The organism is Bradyrhizobium sp. SZCCHNR3119, from assembly GCF_032487775.1.
Lineage (GTDB): Bacteria > Pseudomonadota > Alphaproteobacteria > Rhizobiales > Xanthobacteraceae > Bradyrhizobium.
This window is the reverse complement of record NZ_JAUEUV010000001.1, coordinates 3,762,393-3,782,357: the sequence shown is the minus strand read 5'-3', so window position 1 is coordinate 3,782,357 and position 19,965 is coordinate 3,762,393. Positions and strand designations below refer to the sequence as shown.

20 protein-coding genes and 1 tRNA gene are annotated in these 19,965 nt (G+C 63.7%); 11 read left to right on the top strand and 10 right to left on the bottom strand.

What is annotated here, in order from left to right; all coding sequences use genetic code 11:
• The first annotated feature begins 177 nt into the window (after positions 1–177).
• Positions 178–1,020: a 3'(2'),5'-bisphosphate nucleotidase CysQ gene (gene cysQ / locus QX034_RS17550; RefSeq protein WP_316195643.1), complete on the top strand. Its 843-nt coding sequence runs from the start codon at positions 178–180 to the stop codon at positions 1,018–1,020.
• A 16-nt stretch (positions 1,021–1,036) separates the two neighbouring features.
• Here cysQ and QX034_RS17545 read toward each other — a convergent pair whose 3' ends face one another.
• Positions 1,037–1,552, bottom strand: a complete 516-nt coding sequence (locus tag QX034_RS17545) for a YHS domain-containing (seleno)protein (RefSeq protein ID WP_315701269.1) — start codon at positions 1,550–1,552, stop codon at positions 1,037–1,039.
• A 117-nt stretch (positions 1,553–1,669) separates the two neighbouring features.
• Here QX034_RS17545 and QX034_RS17540 point away from each other — a divergent pair, with 117 nt between their 5' ends.
• The 3 genes from QX034_RS17540 (at position 1,670) to QX034_RS17530 (ending at position 4,091) form a co-directional block, all read left to right on the top strand.
• On the top strand, positions 1,670–2,278 hold the full coding sequence (locus QX034_RS17540; protein ID WP_315701270.1) for a DUF1134 domain-containing protein: 609 nt from the start codon (positions 1,670–1,672) through the stop codon (positions 2,276–2,278).
• 278 nt (positions 2,279–2,556) lie between these two features.
• Positions 2,557–3,840 (top strand): hypothetical protein, encoded by a 1,284-nt coding sequence (locus QX034_RS17535; protein ID WP_316195642.1) that lies wholly within the window; start codon positions 2,557–2,559, stop codon positions 3,838–3,840.
• Between the two features lie 176 nt (positions 3,841–4,016).
• Positions 4,017–4,091: transfer RNA gene (locus QX034_RS17530), tRNA-Val, on the top strand.
• 182 nt (positions 4,092–4,273) lie between these two features.
• Here QX034_RS17530 and QX034_RS17525 read toward each other — a convergent pair.
• On the bottom strand, positions 4,274–4,744 hold the full coding sequence (locus tag QX034_RS17525; RefSeq protein WP_315730260.1) for a hypothetical protein: 471 nt from the start codon (positions 4,742–4,744) through the stop codon (positions 4,274–4,276).
• Positions 4,745–4,840: 96 nt separating this feature from the next.
• On the opposite strand from QX034_RS17525, the gene QX034_RS17520 reads away from it, so the two are divergent.
• The gene (locus QX034_RS17520; protein ID WP_315701329.1) at positions 4,841–5,227 is read left to right on the top strand and encodes a hypothetical protein; all 387 of its coding nucleotides are present in this window, start codon (positions 4,841–4,843) and stop codon (positions 5,225–5,227) included.
• Between the two features lie 82 nt (positions 5,228–5,309).
• Here QX034_RS17520 and QX034_RS17515 read toward each other — a convergent pair whose 3' ends face one another.
• On the bottom strand, positions 5,310–5,870 hold the full coding sequence (locus tag QX034_RS17515) for a helix-turn-helix domain-containing protein (RefSeq protein ID WP_409977732.1): 561 nt from the start codon (positions 5,868–5,870) through the stop codon (positions 5,310–5,312).
• A gap of 48 nt (positions 5,871–5,918) precedes the next feature.
• A complete protein-coding gene (locus QX034_RS17510) occupies positions 5,919–6,746 on the bottom strand; it encodes a cysteine hydrolase (protein ID WP_315701330.1) in 828 nt (275 codons plus the stop codon).
• A 155-nt stretch (positions 6,747–6,901) separates the two neighbouring features.
• Here QX034_RS17510 and QX034_RS17505 point away from each other — a divergent pair, with 155 nt between their 5' ends.
• On the top strand, positions 6,902–7,423 hold the full coding sequence (locus QX034_RS17505; RefSeq protein WP_315767174.1) for a GNAT family N-acetyltransferase: 522 nt from the start codon (positions 6,902–6,904) through the stop codon (positions 7,421–7,423).
• A gap of 890 nt (positions 7,424–8,313) precedes the next feature.
• Here the strand turns inward: QX034_RS17505 and QX034_RS17500 are convergent.
• Positions 8,314–8,454: a hypothetical protein gene (locus tag QX034_RS17500; RefSeq protein WP_315701333.1), complete on the bottom strand. Its 141-nt coding sequence runs from the start codon at positions 8,452–8,454 to the stop codon at positions 8,314–8,316.
• A 198-nt stretch (positions 8,455–8,652) separates the two neighbouring features.
• Here QX034_RS17500 and QX034_RS17495 point away from each other — a divergent pair, with 198 nt between their 5' ends.
• A complete protein-coding gene (locus tag QX034_RS17495; protein WP_315701334.1) occupies positions 8,653–8,853 on the top strand; it encodes a hypothetical protein in 201 nt (66 codons plus the stop codon).
• 202 nt (positions 8,854–9,055) lie between these two features.
• Here the strand turns inward: QX034_RS17495 and QX034_RS17490 are convergent, their stop codons facing one another.
• Positions 9,056–9,571: a hypothetical protein gene (locus tag QX034_RS17490; protein WP_315806938.1), complete on the bottom strand. Its 516-nt coding sequence runs from the start codon at positions 9,569–9,571 to the stop codon at positions 9,056–9,058.
• A gap of 136 nt (positions 9,572–9,707) precedes the next feature.
• On the bottom strand, positions 9,708–11,255 hold the full coding sequence (locus QX034_RS17485; protein WP_315701336.1) for an acetolactate synthase large subunit: 1,548 nt from the start codon (positions 11,253–11,255) through the stop codon (positions 9,708–9,710).
• A gap of 283 nt (positions 11,256–11,538) precedes the next feature.
• On the opposite strand from QX034_RS17485, the gene QX034_RS17480 reads away from it, so the two are divergent.
• Both QX034_RS17480 and QX034_RS17475 read left to right on the top strand, forming a co-directional pair.
• On the top strand, positions 11,539–12,126 hold the full coding sequence (locus QX034_RS17480) for a L,D-transpeptidase (protein ID WP_316184258.1): 588 nt from the start codon (positions 11,539–11,541) through the stop codon (positions 12,124–12,126).
• A 51-nt stretch (positions 12,127–12,177) separates the two neighbouring features.
• A complete protein-coding gene (locus QX034_RS17475; protein ID WP_315701338.1) occupies positions 12,178–12,957 on the top strand; it encodes a DUF2927 domain-containing protein in 780 nt (259 codons plus the stop codon).
• Positions 12,958–13,168: 211 nt separating this feature from the next.
• On the opposite strand, the gene QX034_RS17470 is transcribed toward QX034_RS17475, so the two are convergent.
• From QX034_RS17470 to QX034_RS17460, 3 genes are all read right to left on the bottom strand, one after another.
• A complete protein-coding gene (locus tag QX034_RS17470) occupies positions 13,169–14,263 on the bottom strand; it encodes a M48 family metallopeptidase (RefSeq protein WP_315701339.1) in 1,095 nt (364 codons plus the stop codon).
• Between the two features lie 33 nt (positions 14,264–14,296).
• The gene (locus QX034_RS17465) at positions 14,297–15,430 is read right to left on the bottom strand and encodes a DUF898 family protein (RefSeq protein WP_315703093.1); all 1,134 of its coding nucleotides are present in this window, start codon (positions 15,428–15,430) and stop codon (positions 14,297–14,299) included.
• Between the two features lie 118 nt (positions 15,431–15,548).
• Positions 15,549–16,721 (bottom strand): isovaleryl-CoA dehydrogenase, encoded by a 1,173-nt coding sequence (locus QX034_RS17460; protein ID WP_315701340.1) that lies wholly within the window; start codon positions 16,719–16,721, stop codon positions 15,549–15,551.
• 252 nt (positions 16,722–16,973) lie between these two features.
• On the opposite strand from QX034_RS17460, the gene QX034_RS17455 reads away from it, so the two are divergent.
• Positions 16,974–18,254: a cytochrome P450 gene (locus QX034_RS17455; RefSeq protein WP_315701341.1), complete on the top strand. Its 1,281-nt coding sequence runs from the start codon at positions 16,974–16,976 to the stop codon at positions 18,252–18,254.
• 313 nt (positions 18,255–18,567) lie between these two features.
• A complete protein-coding gene (locus QX034_RS17450; RefSeq protein WP_315703094.1) occupies positions 18,568–19,842 on the top strand; it encodes a cytochrome P450 in 1,275 nt (424 codons plus the stop codon).
• Positions 19,843–19,965: the final 123 nt, after the last annotated feature.

Here is a 19,965-nt window from a genome sequence, read left to right as displayed (position 1 = left end):
CCGCGTATAGGTTTTTGCGGGCAGACGTTGCGCTCCCACATCGCTTTCACACCCGAACAATCGAATACCGGCCGCGCAAGACTCGCGCGAAGACCCGAAATCGTGACACATGGCAGAACGCGGGCCCTCGCCAATCCTGTGTCGCCTGCTCGTGTCATTCCAGAGGACGAAATCGCCATGACCCCCGGGGCAGCTAAAGAACCCATCGTCGACCTCGAGGCTGCCGCGGCGCTGATGGAGCCACTGACCCAGCTGGTCGTGGAGGCCGGGGAGGCCATTCTCGCCGTCAACCGCCGGGCGATGGCGGTCACCGAAAAATCGGACGGCTCTCCGGTCACGGAAGCTGACCTTGCCGCCGACCGGGTGATCGCCAAGGGTCTTGCGCGGATTGCGCCTGAAATTCCGACCCTGTCGGAAGAACGGGCCAGCGCGGCAGCTAGCCCATTTCGCGGCAGCTTCTTCCTGGTCGATCCGCTCGACGGCACCAAGGAGTTCGTCGCCGGCAGCAGCGAGTTCACCGTCAATCTCGCGCTGGTCACAGCGGCCACCCCCCTGCTCGGGATTGTCTGCGCACCGGCGCTGGGATTGCTGTGGCGGGGACTGGTCGGCCGTGGCGCTGAGCGGCTGACGTTCGAGGATGATCGGATCGGGCCGCCAACGCCGATCCACACGCGTCCCTTGCCGAAAGCCGGCGACCGCTGGGTTGCGGCCGTCAGCAGGTCGCATGGGGATCCCCGGACCGAGGCGTTCATTGAAAGCCGCCCCGGAGCGGTCAAGCTGCCGCTCGGCTCGGCGGTGAAATTCGGACGGCTCGCAGAAGGGACGGTCGACATCTATCCGCGACTGGCGCCGACCTCCGAATGGGACGTGGCCGCGGGCCATGCGGTGGTGACTGCGGCCGGCGGCGCGGTCACCACCGCAACCGGCGCCCCCTTGCGCTTCGGCGAAGGGCGCGAGGGCTTCATCATCCCCGCGTTCATCGCCTGGGGAGATCCGGCCGCCGTCACGCCGGCAGCCTGAAGCGATTGCGCCGTTCCTATTCCGGAAGATCCTGCATGAGCGCCGGCCAGCGCTCGGCGGCCTGGCGTAAATAGCGGTCGGGATCGGCCGCGAAGCTGTCGCGATTGTCTTCGCGGCTGAACAGGAACAGCCGCTGATCGGCCACGAGCCAGAGCCGCGGATTACCAGCGACGGTGACGCCGCGGGCGACATCAGTCGGGTCATAGCCGCCGAATTGCGGGCCATAGATTTCCGGATGGGCCAGGAAGGACGCCCGGTTGCCTTCATTGTGGAAGCGCCAGACCACCCCGCCCTGCCAGGCCTCGAACTCCTGCAGGCCCTGCATCGGCTTACCATTGACGAAATAGGCCACCGGGTCGTAGCCGTCGATGGCAAGCCCACTGAAGCGGTTGGTGATGACGCGTTCGGTGGTGGCGGCCCGGGCTCCGACGACGGCGGCGGAGGCAGCCGCCAGAAACAGAATCGCGACTATTCCCAGGCAAAACCGCGACGTTGCCCCTCCGAGGTTTCGTTGTTGCCGTTGTCCGGTCATAGTTGGTGCCGATAAGATGCTAGTCGAAGGGGGCCATGCCCTTCTCTGATCATCGCTCGCGGGTGGTTGGCGTCAGGTTAAGCGACGGTCGGACATTCGATTGCAGGGGATCCTTTCATGAGCTTCGTTTCCCGCGTTGTTGCCGCGACGCTTGCGGCCTGTCTCGCGCTGGCTCTGCCGGCGAGTGCGCAGCAGGCGCCGCCCCCCCCGAGCGCGCCACCGCCACAGCGCGCGCCCGGGCCGGACAATTACGGACCTGACGAGTTGGTCACCGCCGGCCATCACTTCTTCGGCAACGTCTCGCGCGGCCTCGCCTCGGTGATCGAGCGCGCGGTCAGCCAATGGGGGCTGCCGAACGGCTACGTGCTCGGCGAAGAAGGCTCGGGCGCGTTCGTGGCCGGCCTGCGCTACGGCGAGGGCACGCTCTACACCAAGAACGCCGGCGACCTGCGTGTCTATTGGCAGGGGCCCTCGGTCGGTTTCGACTGGGGCGGCGACGGCGCGCGCACGATGACGCTGGTCTATAACCTGCCCGCGACCAGCGCGATCTATCAGCGCTTCGTCGGCATCGACGGCTCGGCCTATATCGTCGGCGGCTTCGGCATGACCGCGCTCACCGCCAACAACATCGTGCTGGTGCCGATCCGCTCCGGTATCGGCCTGAGGCTCGGGGCCAATGTCGGCTATCTCAAATACACTCCGAGTCCGACCTGGAACCCGTTCTGATACCGATCAGACACATTTTGCACTGACGGATCGACATTGGCGCGGCGACATGCTGGCGTTAGCCCCTGCTGGCGTGGCAATGTGATTCTATCAAGTCGTGGTTTTGAGGCTGACATACGTATCCCGTCTGGGAACTACTTTTGCGGATGTCGGCACCAGAGAACCACGAGCGAACGTAATGCTCGTGACGTTTCGGTCGTAACGTTCGCATCAGGACTCGCGGCGAGCGGGTTGCGAACGCCAACTCCGCTACGCGAGCTGGCCTGGAGTTGCGTGTCATGGTCGAGCCGATCATTTATTTCGCGATCGGTTTTCTGGTCGCGATGCTGTGCGCCTTGATGCTGGTGCCCCTGGTGCACAGCCGGGCGGTGCGGCTGACCACGCGCCGCCTCGAGGCCGCCACACCGCTGTCGATGGCCGAGATCCAGGCCGATAAGGACCAGCTCCGCGCCGAATTCGCCATGTCGGCGCGGCGGCTTGAGCTCAGCCTCGAGACCCTCAAAAGCAAGACCACCAACCAGCTTGCCGAACTCGGCAAGAAGACCGATGCGATCAACCGCATGAAGATCGAACTCGGCGAGAAGAACGCCACGATCTTTGCGCTCGAAGCCCGGGAGAAGGCGCTGAAGGACCAGCTCCGCACCACCGAGGAGGAAGTGATCGCCAAGGCCGATGGCTTACGCGCCGCCGAGCAGGCCCTGAAGAACAAGCAGAGTGAACTCACCCGCCTCTCAACCGAACTGAACGACCGGGCCATGCTGGCGGATAGCCGCCAGATCGAGCTGGTCACGGTGCGGACCCAGATCGAGGAGCTGAAGGCGCGGGTCGGCGAGGCCGGGACCGACCTTGCCGCGACGCAGGCGCGGCTGACGCAGGAGCGCAGCGAGCAGGAGGCGACCTCGCGCGAGCTGACCGACGCGCGCGGCCGGGTCGAAAATCTCAGCCAGCGCGTCACCGACCTCGATCGCCAGCTCATCGTTCAGGTCAAGGAGGCCGAGATGCTGGCGGGCCGGGCCGCCGACCTGGAGACGCGGCTGGCAACGCAGGGCAAGCTATTGGCCGAGCGCGATTTCGAGACCAATCAGCTCCGCCAGGCCAACGCGGCCGCCGAGCGCAGCATGCAGGAGCTGCGCGAGGAGCTCGCCGGCTTCTCCGGCGGCAAATCCTCGGCCGTGGAGAAGCTCAAGGGCGAGAAGGCGGCGCTGGAAGAGCAGCTCCGGATCGCCCGCGACGAACGCGCCAAGCTGCAGCGCGAGATGAACACGATCCAGCAGCAGGCGGAGAGCACCTGGGCCCAGGAGCGGATGGAGAACGCCCTGTTGCGCGAGCGGATCAACGACATCGCCGCGGAGGTCGCCAAGCTCGCCATGCAGCTGGAGGGGCCGAACTCGGCCATCGAGGCGATGCTGGAGGCCGAGCCGGCGCCGCCCCATCCCGCCAACGGCAATGCGAGCGGCACGGCCGCCACCGGCCCGAACGGCATCCAGGGCGGCACCCTGGCCGAGCGCATCCGCGCCCTGCAGGCCCACGCCTCGCGCGCCCGCCAGATCGGGGCTAGCTAGCGCCCTGCGACACGCATGCGGCCGACTTGCTCGATTCTTGCGGCTTGACCCGAGGAATTCCGCCTCGAAAGACCGTGCAAACCTTGACACCGGTAGCCTGCACTTCGTAAATCGCAGCCTCCGACGGACTGCTTCGGGTGCTGGCCGGCTTCATCGCCGCCCCGCCACCGAAATCCGGGCGCATAGCTCAGCGGGAGAGCGTTCCCTTCACACGGGAGAGGTCCAAGGTTCGATCCCTTGTGCGCCCACCATCGAAGTACCTGAAATCACTACATAATTTAGCTCGACGCTGGCACGCCAGAGAGTATCGCAGGACTTGCACGGGTGGAACAGGGTAGGAACATCCGTGCATATCCGTGTAAAATCCGTGCACTTTGTTCCGGGCGTGTTCCCATCCCGGCATCGGTGCCGTCCCAATTCCCCCTTCGCGAGTCTAGATGACCAAATAGAAGGTGGTCGCCAGCGCCCCGGCGAGTACCGCCAGCCGCGTGACCGCTTTCACGCTCTTCGTCATAGACGACCTTTCAATGATGAAGTTTAGCCCGCTGACGACCACGACCATGAACGCCACAAGTAACCACATTACGCTCACTTTCTGATTGAGCAGATGGCGCCTGTATCGATCCAGATGCCCTAATTTATCGTTGCGGGTGTCCCCAATAGCAATGAGACCCGCTCGGGTCTTCCCCGGCGGGTCTCTTCCTGCATGCGCTCGATGCGCGCGACCTGAAGCGAGCAGGAAGAGATCGCGGAAGCACTGAAGCGGATTTTGCAGCAGGCTTGCCGGAAGAATTGACGAAGCAACGGGCTCGATCCCCGACGGACAGCCTACGTGGCTGCCCGTGCGGTACTGGCGCGCCAGGCGCGGCTCTCTCGACAAGGAGGGAGAAAGACGCCGCAGCAAAAACGCTCAACCTAGGCTGGAAACTATACTGCGAATGCGGTAACCAGATAGGCGATTCGCATATTAATACCGCCTTTATGCTTTAAGGAATGCATAGTGATTGACCGGCGCGACGAGCTAGAAGCTCTGCTGAAGCATGAACGTCTCGAAAAAGTCCAAGGTTACACGAAGCGAGGGAGACGGTTCCAACTTCTGCCAGATACCGAGTTGATCGATTTCTGGGTACTTACGATGAACCATTGGGCCAATGGCTCCACCGAGTTCACGTCCCAAGACATGGACGACTGCGAATCTGAGATGATGCTGAGGCGGATCGACCCACCGTTCGATCGCGTAAGTAAGATATGGGAGCGTGTTGCTCAAAGAGCCGAGCTCCATTTCAGCCTGATTGATAGTGATCCAAAAGCTCGGGCCGCGACGGAAGCGCTGTTGGAAGCGCAACTTGAGCAGTTTCGCCGGCAAGCCGGGCGCCCGAAGCATTAAATTTGCTGTGAGCCCTGAGAGAGGGCCGAACTGCACGTCACGTTCCTGGGCGTCAAATGACGAACAGATGCGCCCAACTTGCCTAGGAATGCCTGACGATCACGATGTAGTTTGCCGGCACGTGGCCGGCATTCTCGAACGCGACAGGTCGCATGACGTCGAAATCGAGACAGTCTCCCTCGTCGAGGTCAAAGCGCTTTTCTCCGACGAAGACCGTCAATCGACCTTCGAGCAGAAGCAGTTGCTGCGTGTAGGCGCGCCTGCCCCAAGGACTATAGGACACGCGCTGCCCTTCAGGCAGCTCGACACTGATGATCTCGATGCCGCTGGCCGCATCGAGCGCGGATGCATGACGGCGACGATATCCGGTTTCCGGATCCCGCCAGACCGGTTGATCCGCCTTCCGGGTGAGACGTTCAGGAGGCCGATCCGAAAGGCCGATCACCGCGCTCAACGTGACGTCGAGTGCCGCACACAGTTTTCCGAGAAGTGCCGCCGTTGCACTGCTCTCCGCACGTTCTATTCGCCCGATCATGGCACGGCTGACGCCTGACCGGGCTGCGAGTTCGTTCAGGCTGAGACCTGCCTTCACTCGCAGCTGCTTGAGGCGAGTCCCGATCGCTTTGTCCAGTTCTTCTGTCATCAGCGCGCCCTCCGAAGCGTCGCCCAGCGGCGACGCTTCGGATCGATCCTAGGCCCGCTGGGAAAGAAGTTCCACGAACCGGTCCGCGGAGATAACCGGCGCGAAGAAGTTGTTGATGCGCTGCATGGCAGCCGCCTCCTGTTCGGGCTTCTGGCAACCGCAGGCGTCGCCGATGACGATCGGAAGGTAACCCGCGTCGCGCGCCGCGCGCGCATTTCCCTCGATACACCAGTCAAGGTGAATGCCGGTAAGCACGATCGTCTGGATGCGCTTGCGCGCAAGCTCCAGCGGCAATTGCGTTCCGGCGAAAGCCGTCTGAAGCGCAAGCTCGTTGAACTCATTGTCGCCAGGCCGAACCAGCGCCCGCAATTCCCCGACGAGTTCATTGTCTCGCCGTTTCATTTCCGAACTGAAATTCAACCCCTTGGTCCAGCTCGCATATTGCACGCGATCGAAGTCCGATTGCGGATAATTCCCGCGAAACACCTCATAGCCGATCCAGTTGAACGACACGAAATTTTTCACCTTTCGCGCCGCGTTGACAACCTTGACGGTTGCTTCGAGGCTTCCGCGTTCGCGGTGACCTTCAGATGCTTGCACGCCGCCGGGATCGTACACGGACTTGTTCTGGCTCACAGACATGTAGGCCGCCGGCCGCGACAGGATCTCAACGAGGTCGAGCTCATTCCAGTGCGCCGCGAGCGGCGGAACAGCGTTGATCCCGCCGACTCCCGATGCCGCTGCCTTATCAGCAGCAAGCGTCGAGGTTGCGGCGACCGCAACTGCGCCGACGAGCGCGCCGCGGCGCGTCGTGAGAGGATAATTCATTTGTAGCTCCTGTGGGTATCGATGACATAGCCGCAAAATTTGGCTCATTGCCGATCGTGCGACCGTCCTCTCCAAGAGCAACGCATGTACCAACCGGAGCTGACGATCGGTCAATATATGAGAATTCGCGCGGTGCTGCTTTGAGAATTGCTGAGCGCTTCTCAGAGATGCAATAGTCGGATGTCGATCCCGAGAGGCCGCCGATGCCGATAGATGAACTGCAAATCCGCGACGCGACAGAAGCTGATGCGGCTTCCATCCTATCGATCTACAACGATGCGGTGCTGCATACGACGGCGATCTGGAATGATCGGCCTTCCGATCTTGAGGCGCGGATGGCCTGGCTGGCCGAGCGCAGACAGAGCGGCTATCCGGTCTTGGTCGCCTCAGATCGTTCCAGGTTACTGGGCTATGCGTCGTTCGGTGCCTTCAGGCCGTGGGACGGCTATCGCCACACTGTCGAGCACTCCGTTTATGTCGATCGCGCCGCACGACGACTTGGTGTCGGCTATGCGCTGGTGAGCGAACTGGTCTCGCGCGCACGCACCATGAACAAGCACGTCATGGTCGCCGGGATCGAAGCGACGAACGAGCCGTCCTTGCAGCTGCATGCACGGCTCGGTTTTTCCACGGCTGGCCAGCTTCGATCGGTTGGTCGAAAGTTCGACAAGTGGCTCGATCTTGTCTTCATGCAGCTGACGCTGGAAGACGAACTCCAGGGATAAGGCGATCGCGCAACGCCGTTCTCGGCCACCGGCAACCATGCGGCGCGCCGGCCGCGAAGCACCGCGATCGACGCCATGATCAGCCGACGGCAGCAGTGCCAGTCATCGGCGGCTTCTCTTCGGAACCGGAATTCCGATGCAGGTTGTCGTTCCGTCCGTTTCGTGAGCGGCGAGGCCGCACGGCCGCGCGGGAACTGTGATCGTCGATCCGTCTGGTCCCGGCCGAGACAGTCCAGTGGACGATACTTGCATCTGCTCCTCCGCCGCACCGTGGACGGCTTCTGGCACCGTCTTATTTGCTGCTGATGCACCTTCTGGGTTCGATGCGGCCGGCGAGGCGCCGCCACGCAAGTCGGCGGGTGCGGGCGCGACGCCCGTAGCACCACCCAAACCACCGATGGTGCCGCTCCTGGTCGCGGGGGTCGTGACTCCCGATGACGCATTGGTACCACTTCCGACGAGTCCGCGGGCATTCGTGCTGGGGTTTCCTGTTCCGGCTGATCCATTACCGGCTGGATTGCTTGAACCCGGTGATCCGCCCCCCACCCGACCGATGCCGCCCCCAACGGCTCCCGTCGGTGCTCCGCCTCCGACGGCGGCACTTCCCGTGCCTCCTGCACCCACGCCGGCGCCTATTCCGCCGGACGTCGCGCCACCGCCGGGCCCGGCGGCGGAGGCAAATCCCATAGGCAGCGTGGCTATCAGCAAGGCGGCAGCGAAATGTCTCGGATCGCAAATCAGCATGACGGCCTCCTTCTGATCCTACCCGCAACCAATATGGGTGCGGTGCCTGGCCGACCTCAAGCCGTTCGCGCGGCTCCTCACTCGCTCGCCTCTGGCATCTGCCGTGGCCGCGATCGCTTCGCTTGGTCAGTGTGCTGAATGCTCGATCAGATCGCGAACAGCCAGACCGCGACGATGGTGCCGAGCGTCGCCAGGCCGCTGATGGTCCAGCCAGCGGCGTAGCCGAAATCATCTTCCTGCATGTCGTGCGGCGGCTCGTGGGCGATCATTGCCGTTTGCCAGTCCATGTCCGCCTCCTCGTCTGCGCATGGGTATCTGCACGCGAGACAATCGCCACAGAACCAGCGCCGTTCCCGCGCGGCGAGGGCGTAAAGCGGCTTTTGGATGGCGGAACTCTCACGAATAACTGATCCCTGCGACGGAACGACGCGGCGCAAGTTCCGTTATGGTGCGCCGGTTCCAAACCCCATGGAGGTTTTTTCGCAATGCGCAAACTGATCATCGCCACGGCCGCAGTTGCCTTGATGTCGTCTACCGCTTTCGCCCAGGACAAGGCCGGCGGCTCTACCGCTCCTACAGCCCAGAGCGGCGACACCATGAGCAAGGGCGACGGCATGAAGATGAGCAAGACCAAGAAGAAATCGAAGAAGTCGACCAAGTCGTCCAGCGACACGATGAAGCAGTAAGCATTTCGAGACGCCCGGCCGCTCCGTTGCCGGAGCGGCCATCGATCTGCCGCGCTGTCCGAGGCGAAGCGCGGCAGCTCATTGCGGGATGCCACAACCCGCAAGCCCCCTGTTTGCTGACGCGCGTCGATCTTGTCCGCGCCCGAGCGCTGGGCGACCGTCTGTTTGCTCAGGTCGAGCGGCCGGGCCTCGGCTCCATCGCTCAGGATGCGAGCAGGCCCATATGCACGAGGCGGACGGCAAGCCAAGCCGTCATCTGTTGATCCAGCCGCGCGCCGGCAAAGACTTCCGCGCCCCTCACCCCGGTCCGATCCAGCACCAGCAGCACCCCGATCCAATAGGCGAACCAGAGATGCGGGTCGGTCAGCGCCATCAGCTTGTGGCGATCATGTTCGATCGGCTGGTGATTGCTTGCCTTGCGGACCTCGATCGCCAGCAGGTTTTCCGGAACGGCGCGCCGGTGCACGACGATGTCGGGATAGATGGACTTGCCGAGCGTATCGTCGGTCGAGACGATGCTGCCGCGCGGCAGGATCATCCTGCGTTCGCCGAGCCGGTTGTAGTCGCAGTCGATGTCCCAGCCGAGGAAGTTGCGCTCCAGATGCACCGCGAACCGATGCGTCAGCGCGCGTTCGCCGAGGTCGCGGTCAAGAATGAAGCGCTCGCGCGCATAGAACTCCTGCAGCGCGGAGATCAATCGGTTCAATTCACTGTGCATGCCGCCCAAGAAGCAAAGGGATGGAGACGTCACCAACAACACGCAATCGGCCTGAGTCGCCAACCGCATAATGAGGTCATGACGCTGCCATCAACCGGCGGCCGTTTTGCGGCCGCCACGAGCGGGGCGAGCGGGGTTACATCTGCACTTCGATCAGGCGCGGCCCGGCTTCCGCGTTCGCCTCGGCCAGCGCCTTGTTGAACTCGTCGGCGGTCGTGACCGCGCGGCCGGGGACGCCCATGCCCTTGGCCATGGCGACGAAATCCAGCGTCGGCCGGTCGATCTTGAGCATGTCCTGGGCGCGCTGCCCCGGCTCGCCGGCGCCGACGCCATCGAACTCGCCGCGCAGGATCTGATAGATGCGGTTGGCGAACACGACGGTCACGACGTTCAGGTTCTCGCGCGCCTGGGTCCACAGCGACTGGATCGTGTACATGGCGCTGCCGTCGCCGACCAGGCACATCACCTTGCGGTCGGGACAGGCAACTGCCGCGCCGGTCGCAACGGGCGTCGAGAATCCGATCGAGCCGCCCATGTTCTGCAGCCAGTCGTGCGGGGCGGCGGCCGCGGTCGGCGGGAAGAAGCCGCGGCCCGTGGTGATGGACTCATCGACCACGATCGCGTTCTCCGGGATCGCGTAAGCGATCGCCTGCGCGATCGTGGTGTGGTTCAGCGCGCCGGTCGGCTTGACCAGCTCGGCGAGCTTCTGCGGCTGCACATCGGAAGCCTTGGCGCCGAGATGGCCGGCCAGCGCTTCCAGCGCGGCGACGGAATTCTCGCCCCACGCCGTCATCCGGTGCACCTCGGTGCCCTCGGCCTTCAACATGCTCGGCTTGTTCGGATAGGCGAAGAAGGCGACGGGATCGTTGGCATCGACCAGCACGATATGCTTGTAGTTCTTCAGGATCGGCAGCGCCTGTTCGATCACGTAAGGGATGCGGTCGATCGAGAAGCGGCCGGCGCCGCGCGCCATCCGTGGATGATAGGTCTGGCCCATGACGCGGCAGCCGGTCTTGCCGGCGATCCGCTGCGCGAAGGCAAGCCCCTGCTCGGTCAGCGCACTGGCGGTCATCAGCACCAGCGTCTCCGGACCATGAGCGTGCAGGATCTTGGCCGCCTTCTCGACCGCGTCAGCCGAATAGCTCGGACGCTGGGTCTCAGCCGGGACCGTCGCGATGCCATCGGCTTCGTTCCAGGCGGTATCGGCCGGCAGGATCAGGGTCGCGATCTGCGGCGGCGCGCTCTTCGCAGCAGCAATTGCCGCAGCGCCGTCCGCCGCCACCGCCTTGGCGCTCGGCGAGGTCCGCACCCAGTCCGACATCGGCCGCGCCAGCCCTTCGATGTCCGAGGTGAGCGGCGCGTTGAAGCCGATGTGGTAGGTCGCGTGCTGGCCGACGATGTTGACGATGCCGGAGCGCGCCTTCTTGGCGTTGTGCAGATTGGCAAGGCCGTTGGCGAGGCCGGGCCCGAGATGAAGCAGCGTCGAGGCCGGGGTGCCCTTCATGCGGAAATAGCCGTCGGCGGCGCCGGTCACCACGCCCTCGAACAGGCCGAGCACGCAGCGCATGCCTTCGACCCGGTCCAGCGCGGCGACGAAATGCATCTCCGAGGTGCCGGGATTGGTGAAGCAGACGTCAACACCGCCGGCGACCAGGGTCCGCACCAGACTTTCCGCACCGTTCATCATCCGCTCCGTTCACACCGCGCTTTACCACAAGGAATTTGAGATCAATCATTGTTCGCCGGCTCAGTCAAAGGGCAGAGCTGCATTGCAGCCATGGCACCACGAACAACGCAAAGGATTGGCTAACGCCTTTGTTGGAAGATCCGATCGCGCATGCTCGGGACGTGGAATTTAGGTTACGGCGGCTGGCGAAACGCCGTTTGTCACGGGTCCGTGGGTTGCGAAAAACGGCCGGTTGTGGCCTGTCTTTTCGCATAATTCGATAGCTTGCCGGGGGATTGAAATGACGCGTTCATTGGGTATGGCGATTGCGGCTGTCACGTTGGCCGGGGCGCCGCTGCTCGCCAGCAGCGGCTTGGCCCGGGCGGAATTCTTCGACACGCGCGAGTTGTTCGGCAGCGGGCCGAACTATTACCAGAGCGGAGCCAGCCCGATCCCGCGTGAAACCGTGATGTACCCGACCAACTACGCGCCCGGCACCATCGTGATAAACACCGCCGAGCGCCGGCTCTATCTCGTGCTGTCGAGCGGCCAGGCACTGCGCTATGGCATTGGCGTGGGCCGCGACGGCTTCCGCTGGGGCGGTGTCCACCGCATCACGGCCAAGAAGGAATGGCCGGATTGGACTCCGCCCTCCCAGATGCTGCGGCGCCGGCCGGACCTGCCGCGCCACATGCGCGGGGGCATCGAAAATCCGCTGGGCGCCCGCGCTCTCTATCTGGGATCGACGCTGTACCGGATCCACGGCTCCAACGAACCGGAAACCATCGGCCAGGCGGTGTCCTCAGGCTGCTTCCGGATGACCAATGAGGACGTCACCGACCTCTACAATCGGGTCTCGGTCGGCGCCACGGTGATCGTCAAGAACTAACACATGGGTCAAAGCCGAAGTGCCGCGCCGAGGCGCGGCCGAAACTGGTGGATGTTTCGGACGGCAGCGCTCGCCATCCTCCTTGTCCCGGTCACGGCCGCCCCCGCGGCGACCGGGGACATTCCGGCTATTGTCTCGCGGCAGCGGATCGAGAAGAAGACCTTCACCGATGCCGAGATCATCGAGGGCTTTTTCAAGACCGCGTTCGGAGCCGAATACCATCTGGCCGGGCGGGTCGATCGCATCAGAAAATACAACGCGCCGGTGCGCGTGTTCGCGGACGGCCACCGCGCCGATCGCAAGACGCAGCTCGCCAGGGTCGTCAGCGACATCGGCAAACGGGTCCAGCATCTCGACATTGCGATGACCGACAACGGCGAGGATGCCAATGTCCGGGTCAAGCTGGTGCGCGACCGCGATCTCTACCGCACCATCAGCCAGGACTATGGCAGCGAACGGGCGCGCGAGATCAAGACCTCGCTCGATCCGCAATGCCTCTCCGGCTTCCACAAGAACGATGCCTTCGAGATCGAGCATTCCGACGTGATCCTGACCGTGGACAACGGCGATTTCGTCTTCCTCGATTGCGCCTATGAAGAGCTGTTGCAGTCGCTCGGCCCGATCAACGATACATCGAGCGTGCCGTGGACCATGTTCAACGACAATGTCTCGATGGGCTATTTCGACGTCTACGACCAGTACATCCTCAATGTGCTGTACGATCCACGCATCAAGGCGGGCATGACGTTCGCCGAGGTCAAGGCCGTGCTGCCGGAGGTGCTGACCGACGTCCGCGCCTGGGTGAAGCAGGTGAACCACCTGGCGGATTGACGGATATGCTCGCCGTGGGAGCCTTGGCGCAGAGCCAAACTCCGCAGTCGTCCCGGCGAACGCCGGGACCCATACGCCGCGGCGCTGCAAGCAGGCAAACTGCGCAACGCTCGCCGAAAACAACTGTGCTCAGTGATTATGGGTCCCGGCGTTCGCCGGGACGACGTTGAGTATTTGTCTACCCGAGCATATCACCAATACGACTCGACAACTACCTGCAAATCCCCTTCAGCGCACTCCACTCCTCCGCAGTCAGCAGCGGCGGGCCGCTCGGCGGCTGGTCTTCGGCGCGCATGCGCGCGAGCCGTTCTTCGGTCAGCGGATGACTTGCGAGCAGCGACGGCTGTTTGCCGCCCTCCTTGCCGGTGACACGGAACATCAACTCGCCCATCGGCGCGGCCGGACGTCCCAGCTTGTGCATCACCTCGATCGCGAAACTGTCGGCATCGTGCTCGGCTTCGCGCGAATAGGAAGCAGTGACGATCGTGCGCGAGGCGAAGATCACCGCGCCCGCGCCGGTGATGTCGCCGAACAACAGGCCGATCAGGAACGAGCTGCCGCCATTGTGAATCGCCTGCCGCAGATTGTCGCGATGTTTGAGATGCCCGAGCTCGTGCGCCAGCACGCCGGCGATCTCGTCGGGGTCGTTCGCCTTGGCCAACAGGCCGCTCAGGAGGAAGAAGCGGCCGCCGGGAAGCGCGAACGCATTTGGGATCGGCGTGTCCAGAACCTGTGCCGCCAGGTCCGCATCAAGCCCGGCCGGACCACGGAGCGCCTCGACCAGCTTGGCGAACGCGGCCTGCCCGGCGGCGGCTCGGCACATCTTGTTGCCGAAGACGGCCTGCAGCTGAACCTCGGCGGCTTCGCCGAGGTGCCGCTCCATCGCCTGCGGCACCAACGGCGTGAGGCGATCGGCGGCAAAGGGCACGACGAAGAGAACCATCACGACGATGGACGCCGCAGCCGCCAGCGACCAGCCGATGATCCGCGCGATCGCGCCGGAGGTCAGCCTGTTCTCGTCGAGCCGGCTGCAGCGCGCCACAATCCCGGACGCGAGCGCAGGGTCGCGAATCTCCAGGCGCGCGAGCGGCGACGCCGACAGGCAGCTCACACGCAGAATGCCGCTCGGCGCATCGACCCGCCGGATATCCAGATACGGCCATGAGACGAAATTGTCGGCGCTGCGCAGCACGAGCTGGTTGGCAAGGACGACCGTGACCGTCTGCCGTCGGTTCGACAGTCCGTCGAAATAGATCGCCTGTCCGTCTCCGGCCTGCGCCGACTGATCCTGCTCCGTCTCATCCATATCGCAAGCGCCTATGCGGAGAATGCGCCCGAATCAAAATCCGGCGACGTCGAGACCGTCAGCAAAGCCCTCGCCCAGCGCGCTGGCAAGATCGCCCTTGGCCGAGATGTCAGCAATTGCCTCGATACCATGCAGCTCGACCGACGCCAGCAGCCGCGCCCAGACGTCCCGCAACAAATAGAGCCGCATCACGACATTGATCGCCAGGATCAGCGCCACGTAGCCGAGCGCCATCATGATCAGCATCGGGATATTGTTGGCGAGCGCCTCTGCGACCTTCGCCTCCGCGATAGGCGCACCGCCGAGCTTCAAGGCCAGCCATGTGACGCCGATAAAATAGGCTCCGGTGGCCAGCCACAACACAACGAACCAGCCGATCACCTTCCAATAGAGCCCGTAAAGTGCGCCTGGGCTCAAGCTCGACTGCAACCGCACGCCGCCGAAACGGATGCCCGACAGCCACCAGCGCCATTCGACCGCTTTGAACTGCGCGTAAAGGAACGGAAACAGCGGAAACAAGACCAGCGCGAATGGCGCACAAAGCCAGAGATACCAGGCGCGCTTGAAGAACTCCCAGCCGCTGCCAGCGAAATCACCCCGCAGATCGCCATAATGCGAATGCTGCATCTTGTAGCGTTCGAGCGCGGCCTCGCGCCAGGGCCAGGCCAGCCCCAGAGTGACGACGACCAGCAACGTCCAGAGCATCGCGCGTCCGGCATAGGCCCAGCCCGAGCCGTCCATCCAGAAGCGGACGCCGCGCCACACCGTGCGCGTGAGCCGGTAGCGCCGCGCGCGATAGATCGCGAACTGGCCGAACGCATAGAACGCGATGACCAGCGGCACGCTCGCAAAGCCTTTGAGGCGCTCGGCTTCGACGCTGACGATGAAATAAGCCAGATAGATCGGCACCAGGATCGCCATCGCGAACAGGAAGCCGATCAGCAGCTCCTTGCCGCGGCCGGTATATTCGGCGGCATCGCCATCCACCGCCGTGTTCACCCACAGGTGCCGGCGAATGTCGGTGGCAAGCCAGAACCGGTAGAAGCCCAGTGTGACCAGTTCGAGCAGCGCCCCACGGCCGACCAGGCCGAAAAACTCGCCCCGCTCACCCGCAAAAGTAACCGGTGTCCCCGGCAGCGGCGGAGGCGGCTGCGGGATGAAATTCATCTGATTCACGGAATTGATCTCCGACGACGCACGGACAATACAACTATACCCCTGTCGTTTGTCGGCGCCACGACGCCGGGGTTCGATCCGCCCGGCGATTTTTCGTGCAACCGCGGCGTCAGGCGGTTTTCTCGAACAATTCCCGTCCGATCAGCATGCGGCGGATCTCGCTGGTGCCGGCGCCGATCTCGTAAAGCTTGGCGTCGCGCAGCAGCCGTCCGGTCGGATAGTCGTTGATATAGCCATTGCCGCCGAGGAGCTGGATCGCATCCAGCGCGCATTGCGTCGCCTTCTCCGCGGCATAGAGGATCGCGCCGGCCGCATCCTCGCGCGTGGTCTCGCCGCGGTCGCAGGCTTTCGCCACCGCATAGACATAGGCCCGCGAAGCATTCATCGTGGTATACATGTCGGCGAGCTTGCCCTGCACCAGCTGGAAGGTGCCGATCGGCTGGCCGAACTGCTTGCGCTCGTGCACATAGGGCAGCACCACATCCATGCAGGCCTGCATGATGCCGAGCGGTCCTGCCGCAAGCACCGCGCGCTCGTAATCCAATCCGCTCATCAACACGTTGACGCCGCGGCCGACCTCGCCCAGCACGTTCTCCTCGGGCACCTCGCAATCCTCGAAGACGAGCTCGCAGGTGTCGGAGCCGCGCATGCCGAACTTGTCGAGCTTCTGCGCCGTAGAGAAGCCCTTCATGCCCTTCTCGATGATGAAGGCAGTGATGCCGCGCGGGCCGCCATTCGGATCGGTCTTGGCATAGACCACGAGCGTGTCCGCGACCGGGCCGTTGGTGATCCACATCTTGCTGCCGTTGAGAACGAAGCGATCGCCCTTCTTGTCGGCGCGGGTTTTCATCGAGACGACGTCAGAGCCGGCCTGCGGCTCCGACATCGCCAGCGACCCGACATGCTCGCCGGAGATCAGCTTCGGCAGATATTTGTACTTCTGCGCAACATTGCCGTTGCGGCGGATCTGGTTGACGCAGAGATTGGAATGGGCGCCATAGGACAGGCCGACCGAGGCCGAGGCGCGCGAGATCTCCTCCATGGCAATGCAATGTTCGAGGTAGCCGAGGCCTGAGCCGCCATACTCCTCCTCGACCGTGATGCCGTGCAGGCCGAGCGCGCCGATCTGGGGCCAGAGATCGCGCGGAAACTGGTTGGAGCGGTCGATCTCGGCAGCGCGCGGGGCGATTTCGTTCTGCGAAAAATTGGCCACGGTCTCGCGAATGGCATCCGCGGTCTCGCCCAGATCGAAATTGAAGATGGCTCGCGCGTTCGGGATCATCTCAACGGCCTCCCAGCAGTCCTGTCGATGTTACGGTCGTAGCCATATTCCCTGATCCATGCGTTGTCACGACCGGAAAGCGCCCCGAAGCACGGCTAGCATGGCGGCGTGGCGGCTGGCCGGCCGAGCCTCGATCCTGCCCGCGGCAAAACTCCCGCTTGCTCCTGCACCCTAAGCGGGATGTAATCGCGACAAATGCCGCCGGGCGTACAGCGCCGAGCGGCCAACGGGAGATACCGAGGGGAGACGCCAATGCACGGCACCATCGACCGCGCCGAGGATCCTCAGAAGGATCGGCAGGACGCCGCACGCGAGCGCGCACGAGCTTTACCGCTCGACGAGTTCGATCCCGGCGACCCCGAGCTGTTTCGCACCGACACGCACTGGCCCTATTTCGACCGGCTGCGGCAGGAAGCGCCGGTGCACTACTGCAGGGACTCGATGTTCGGTCCGTATTGGTCGGTGACCAAATACAACGACATCATGGAGATCGAGACCAACCACGCGGCATTCTCGTCCGCGTCCGTGCTCGGCGGCATCACCATCCGCGACGTCCCGCCCGATCTTCGCCGCGAAAGCTTCATCGCCATGGATCCGCCGCGCCATGCCGCGCAGCGCAAGACCGTGATGCCGATGTTCACACCGGCGCATCTCGATGAGTTGGCCATCAACATCCGCAAGCGCTCGGCCGAAGTTCTCGACAATTTGCCGCGCGGCGAAGTGTTCGATTGGGTGGACCGCGTCTCGGTCGAGCTGACCACGCAGATGCTGGCGGTGCTGTTCGACTTTCCCTGGGAGGACCGCCGCAAACTGACCCGCTGGTCCGATATCGCGACCACGATTCCCGGTCCCGGCGGGCTGGTTGCGAGCGAGGACGAGCGGCAGGCCGAACTGATGGATTGCGCGCGCTACTTTTCCCGGCTCTGGAACGAGCGCATCAAGCAGCCGCCGAAGAGCGACCTGCTGTCGATGATGGCCCATAGCGAGGCCACGCGCGACATGGACCCGAAGAACTTCCTCGGCAACATGGTCCTCCTGATCGTGGGCGGCAACGACACCACCCGCAACACGATGTCCGGCAGCATCTATGCGCTGAGCCAGAACCCCGACCAGTACCGCAAGCTCAAGGATAACCCGGCGCTGATCGACAGTTTCGTGCCCGAAGTGATCCGCTGGCAGACGCCACTCGCGCATATGCGCCGCACCGCGCTGGAGGACGTCGAGTTCCACGGCAAGACCATCCGCAAGGGCGACAAGGTCGTGATGTGGTATGTGTCCGGCAATCGCGACGAGGACGCGATCGAGCGGCCTTACGAATTCATCATCGACCGCGCCCGGCCGCGCCAGCATCTGTCGTTCGGCTTCGGCATCCATCGCTGCGTCGGCCTGCGGCTGGCCGAACTGCAGCTCAAGATCATCTGGGAGGAGATCCTGAAGCGCTTCGATCATATCGAGGTGATGGGCGAGCCGAAGCGGGTCTATTCCAGTTTCGTCAAGGGCTACGAGAAGTTGCCGGTACGGATCGCCGCCTGAAGCGTGTATTCGCAAGACGGCGGGCTTGGTTTGGGCGAAACTGTCCGTAGGAGCATGGCAGCCTTCGGGGCGTGATCTTGGGCTGCGAGCGAAGCGACCTGTCCGCCGAAGCTCACAGAGCGAAGGCGGAAGCAATCCAGACACGCTGCTTTGGATTGCCTCGTCGCTCCGCTCCTCGCAATGACGGAGAGATGTAGGGTGGGCAAAGCGAAGCGTGCCCACCAATGGACTATGATCAGGTAGACGGCGGGCACGGCGCTCCGCGCCTTTGCCCGCCCTACGCACTCGAACCGCCTTTGAGCAAAGGATGCCGATGAACGTCCAGACCGCGATCCGTCCCGAAAAGGCTGAGCTGCTGCAGCAGGCCCGGCTCGATGCCTATTCCACACCGATCGAGGATTTCCATCCCGGCGCACCGCGGCTGTTCCAGAACGACACGCTGTGGCCCTGGTTCGAACGGCTACGCAAGGAAGCGCCGGTGCATTACTGCACCAAGGCGCCGATCGAGCCTTATTGGTCGGTCACGCGCTATCACGACATCATGCATGTCGACACCAACCATGCGATCTTCTCCTCGGACGTGAGCCATGGCGGGATCATGATCCGCGACGTCGCACCGGGCTACGAATGGCCGAGCTTCATCGCCATGGACGAGCCCGTTCACGGCGAGCAGCGCAAGACGGTGTCGCCGATGTTCACGCCGGATCATCTCGACGAACTCGCCGTGCTGATCCGCCAGCGCTCGGCGCGCGTGCTGGACTCCCTGCCCCGCAACGAGACCTTCAACTGGGTCGAGAAGGTCTCGATCGAGCTGACCACCCAGATGCTGGCGACCTTGTTCGATTTCCCGTTCGAGGAGCGGCGCAAGCTGACGCGCTGGTCGGATGTCTCGACCGCGCTGCCCAAGAGCGGCATCGTCGAATCCGAGGAGCAGCGCCGGCGCGAGCTGGAGGAATGCGCGGCTACCTTCGCCAAGCTATGGAAGGAACGCGCCAAGGCCGAGCCGCGCAACGACCTGATTTCGATGATGGCGCATAGCGAGGCTACCCGCCACATGACGCCCGACAATCTGATGGGCAATCTGATCCTCCTGATCGTCGGCGGCAACGACACCACGCGCAACACCATGACCGCATCGGTGCTGGCGCTGAACGAGAACCCCGGCGAATACCAGAAGCTGCGCGACAACCCGGCCCTGATCGAGACCATGGTGCCGGAGGTGATCCGCTGGCAGACGCCGCTGGCGCATATGCGCCGCACCGCCTTGGTCGATACCGAGCTCGGCGGCCAGAAGATCAAGAAGGGCGACCGCGTCGTGATGTGGTACGTCTCCGGCAACCGCGACGACGAGGTGATCGAGAATCCCGACGCCTTCATCATCGATCGCAAGCGGCCGCGCATCCACCTCTCCTTCGGCTTCGGCATCCATCGCTGCGTCGGCATGCGCCTGGCAGAACTGCAGCTGCGCATCGTCTGGGAGGAGATCCTGAAGCGCTTCGAGCGCATCGAGGTGGTGGGCGAACCGAAGCGGGTCTATTCCAGCTTCGTGCGCGGCTACGAGACACTGCCGGTGCGCATTCCGGGGTGAGCTCCTGTCCCTCTCCGCAAGCGGCAGGGCTATCGCATATGCGAAAACACGGCCGACGATCTCTCTCGCGGCCGACCTTCGCGACGCTCGCCTCCGGCGAGTTCCTCGGGATGAGGGGTGTCG

Bases quoted from the DNA above. Each gene is read 5' to 3' on its own strand.
- cysQ (WP_316195643.1), top strand. From the start codon at position 178: ATGACCCCCGGGGCAGCTAAAGAACCCATCGTCGACCTCGAGGCTGCC.
- QX034_RS17545 (WP_315701269.1), bottom strand. From the start codon at position 1,552: ATGACCGGACAACGGCAACAACGAAACCTCGGAGGGGCAACGTCGCGG.
- QX034_RS17540 (WP_315701270.1), top strand. From the start codon at position 1,670: ATGAGCTTCGTTTCCCGCGTTGTTGCCGCGACGCTTGCGGCCTGTCTC.
- QX034_RS17535 (WP_316195642.1), top strand. From the start codon at position 2,557: ATGGTCGAGCCGATCATTTATTTCGCGATCGGTTTTCTGGTCGCGATG.
- QX034_RS17515 (WP_409977732.1), bottom strand. From the start codon at position 5,870: ATGACAGAAGAACTGGACAAAGCGATCGGGACTCGCCTCAAGCAGCTG.
- QX034_RS17510 (WP_315701330.1), bottom strand. From the start codon at position 6,746: ATGAGCCAAATTTTGCGGCTATGTCATCGATACCCACAGGAGCTACAA.
- QX034_RS17505 (WP_315767174.1), top strand. From the start codon at position 6,902: ATGCCGATAGATGAACTGCAAATCCGCGACGCGACAGAAGCTGATGCG.
- QX034_RS17500 (WP_315701333.1), bottom strand. From the start codon at position 8,454: ATGGACTGGCAAACGGCAATGATCGCCCACGAGCCGCCGCACGACATG.
- QX034_RS17495 (WP_315701334.1), top strand. From the start codon at position 8,653: ATGCGCAAACTGATCATCGCCACGGCCGCAGTTGCCTTGATGTCGTCT.
- QX034_RS17490 (WP_315806938.1), bottom strand. From the start codon at position 9,571: ATGCACAGTGAATTGAACCGATTGATCTCCGCGCTGCAGGAGTTCTAT.
- QX034_RS17485 (WP_315701336.1), bottom strand. From the start codon at position 11,255: ATGAACGGTGCGGAAAGTCTGGTGCGGACCCTGGTCGCCGGCGGTGTT.
- QX034_RS17480 (WP_316184258.1), top strand. From the start codon at position 11,539: ATGACGCGTTCATTGGGTATGGCGATTGCGGCTGTCACGTTGGCCGGG.
- QX034_RS17475 (WP_315701338.1), top strand. From the start codon at position 12,178: ATGTTTCGGACGGCAGCGCTCGCCATCCTCCTTGTCCCGGTCACGGCC.
- QX034_RS17470 (WP_315701339.1), bottom strand. From the start codon at position 14,263: ATGGATGAGACGGAGCAGGATCAGTCGGCGCAGGCCGGAGACGGACAG.
- QX034_RS17465 (WP_315703093.1), bottom strand. From the start codon at position 15,430: ATGAATTTCATCCCGCAGCCGCCTCCGCCGCTGCCGGGGACACCGGTT.
- QX034_RS17460 (WP_315701340.1), bottom strand. From the start codon at position 16,721: ATGATCCCGAACGCGCGAGCCATCTTCAATTTCGATCTGGGCGAGACC.
- QX034_RS17455 (WP_315701341.1), top strand. From the start codon at position 16,974: ATGCACGGCACCATCGACCGCGCCGAGGATCCTCAGAAGGATCGGCAG.
- QX034_RS17450 (WP_315703094.1), top strand. From the start codon at position 18,568: ATGAACGTCCAGACCGCGATCCGTCCCGAAAAGGCTGAGCTGCTGCAG.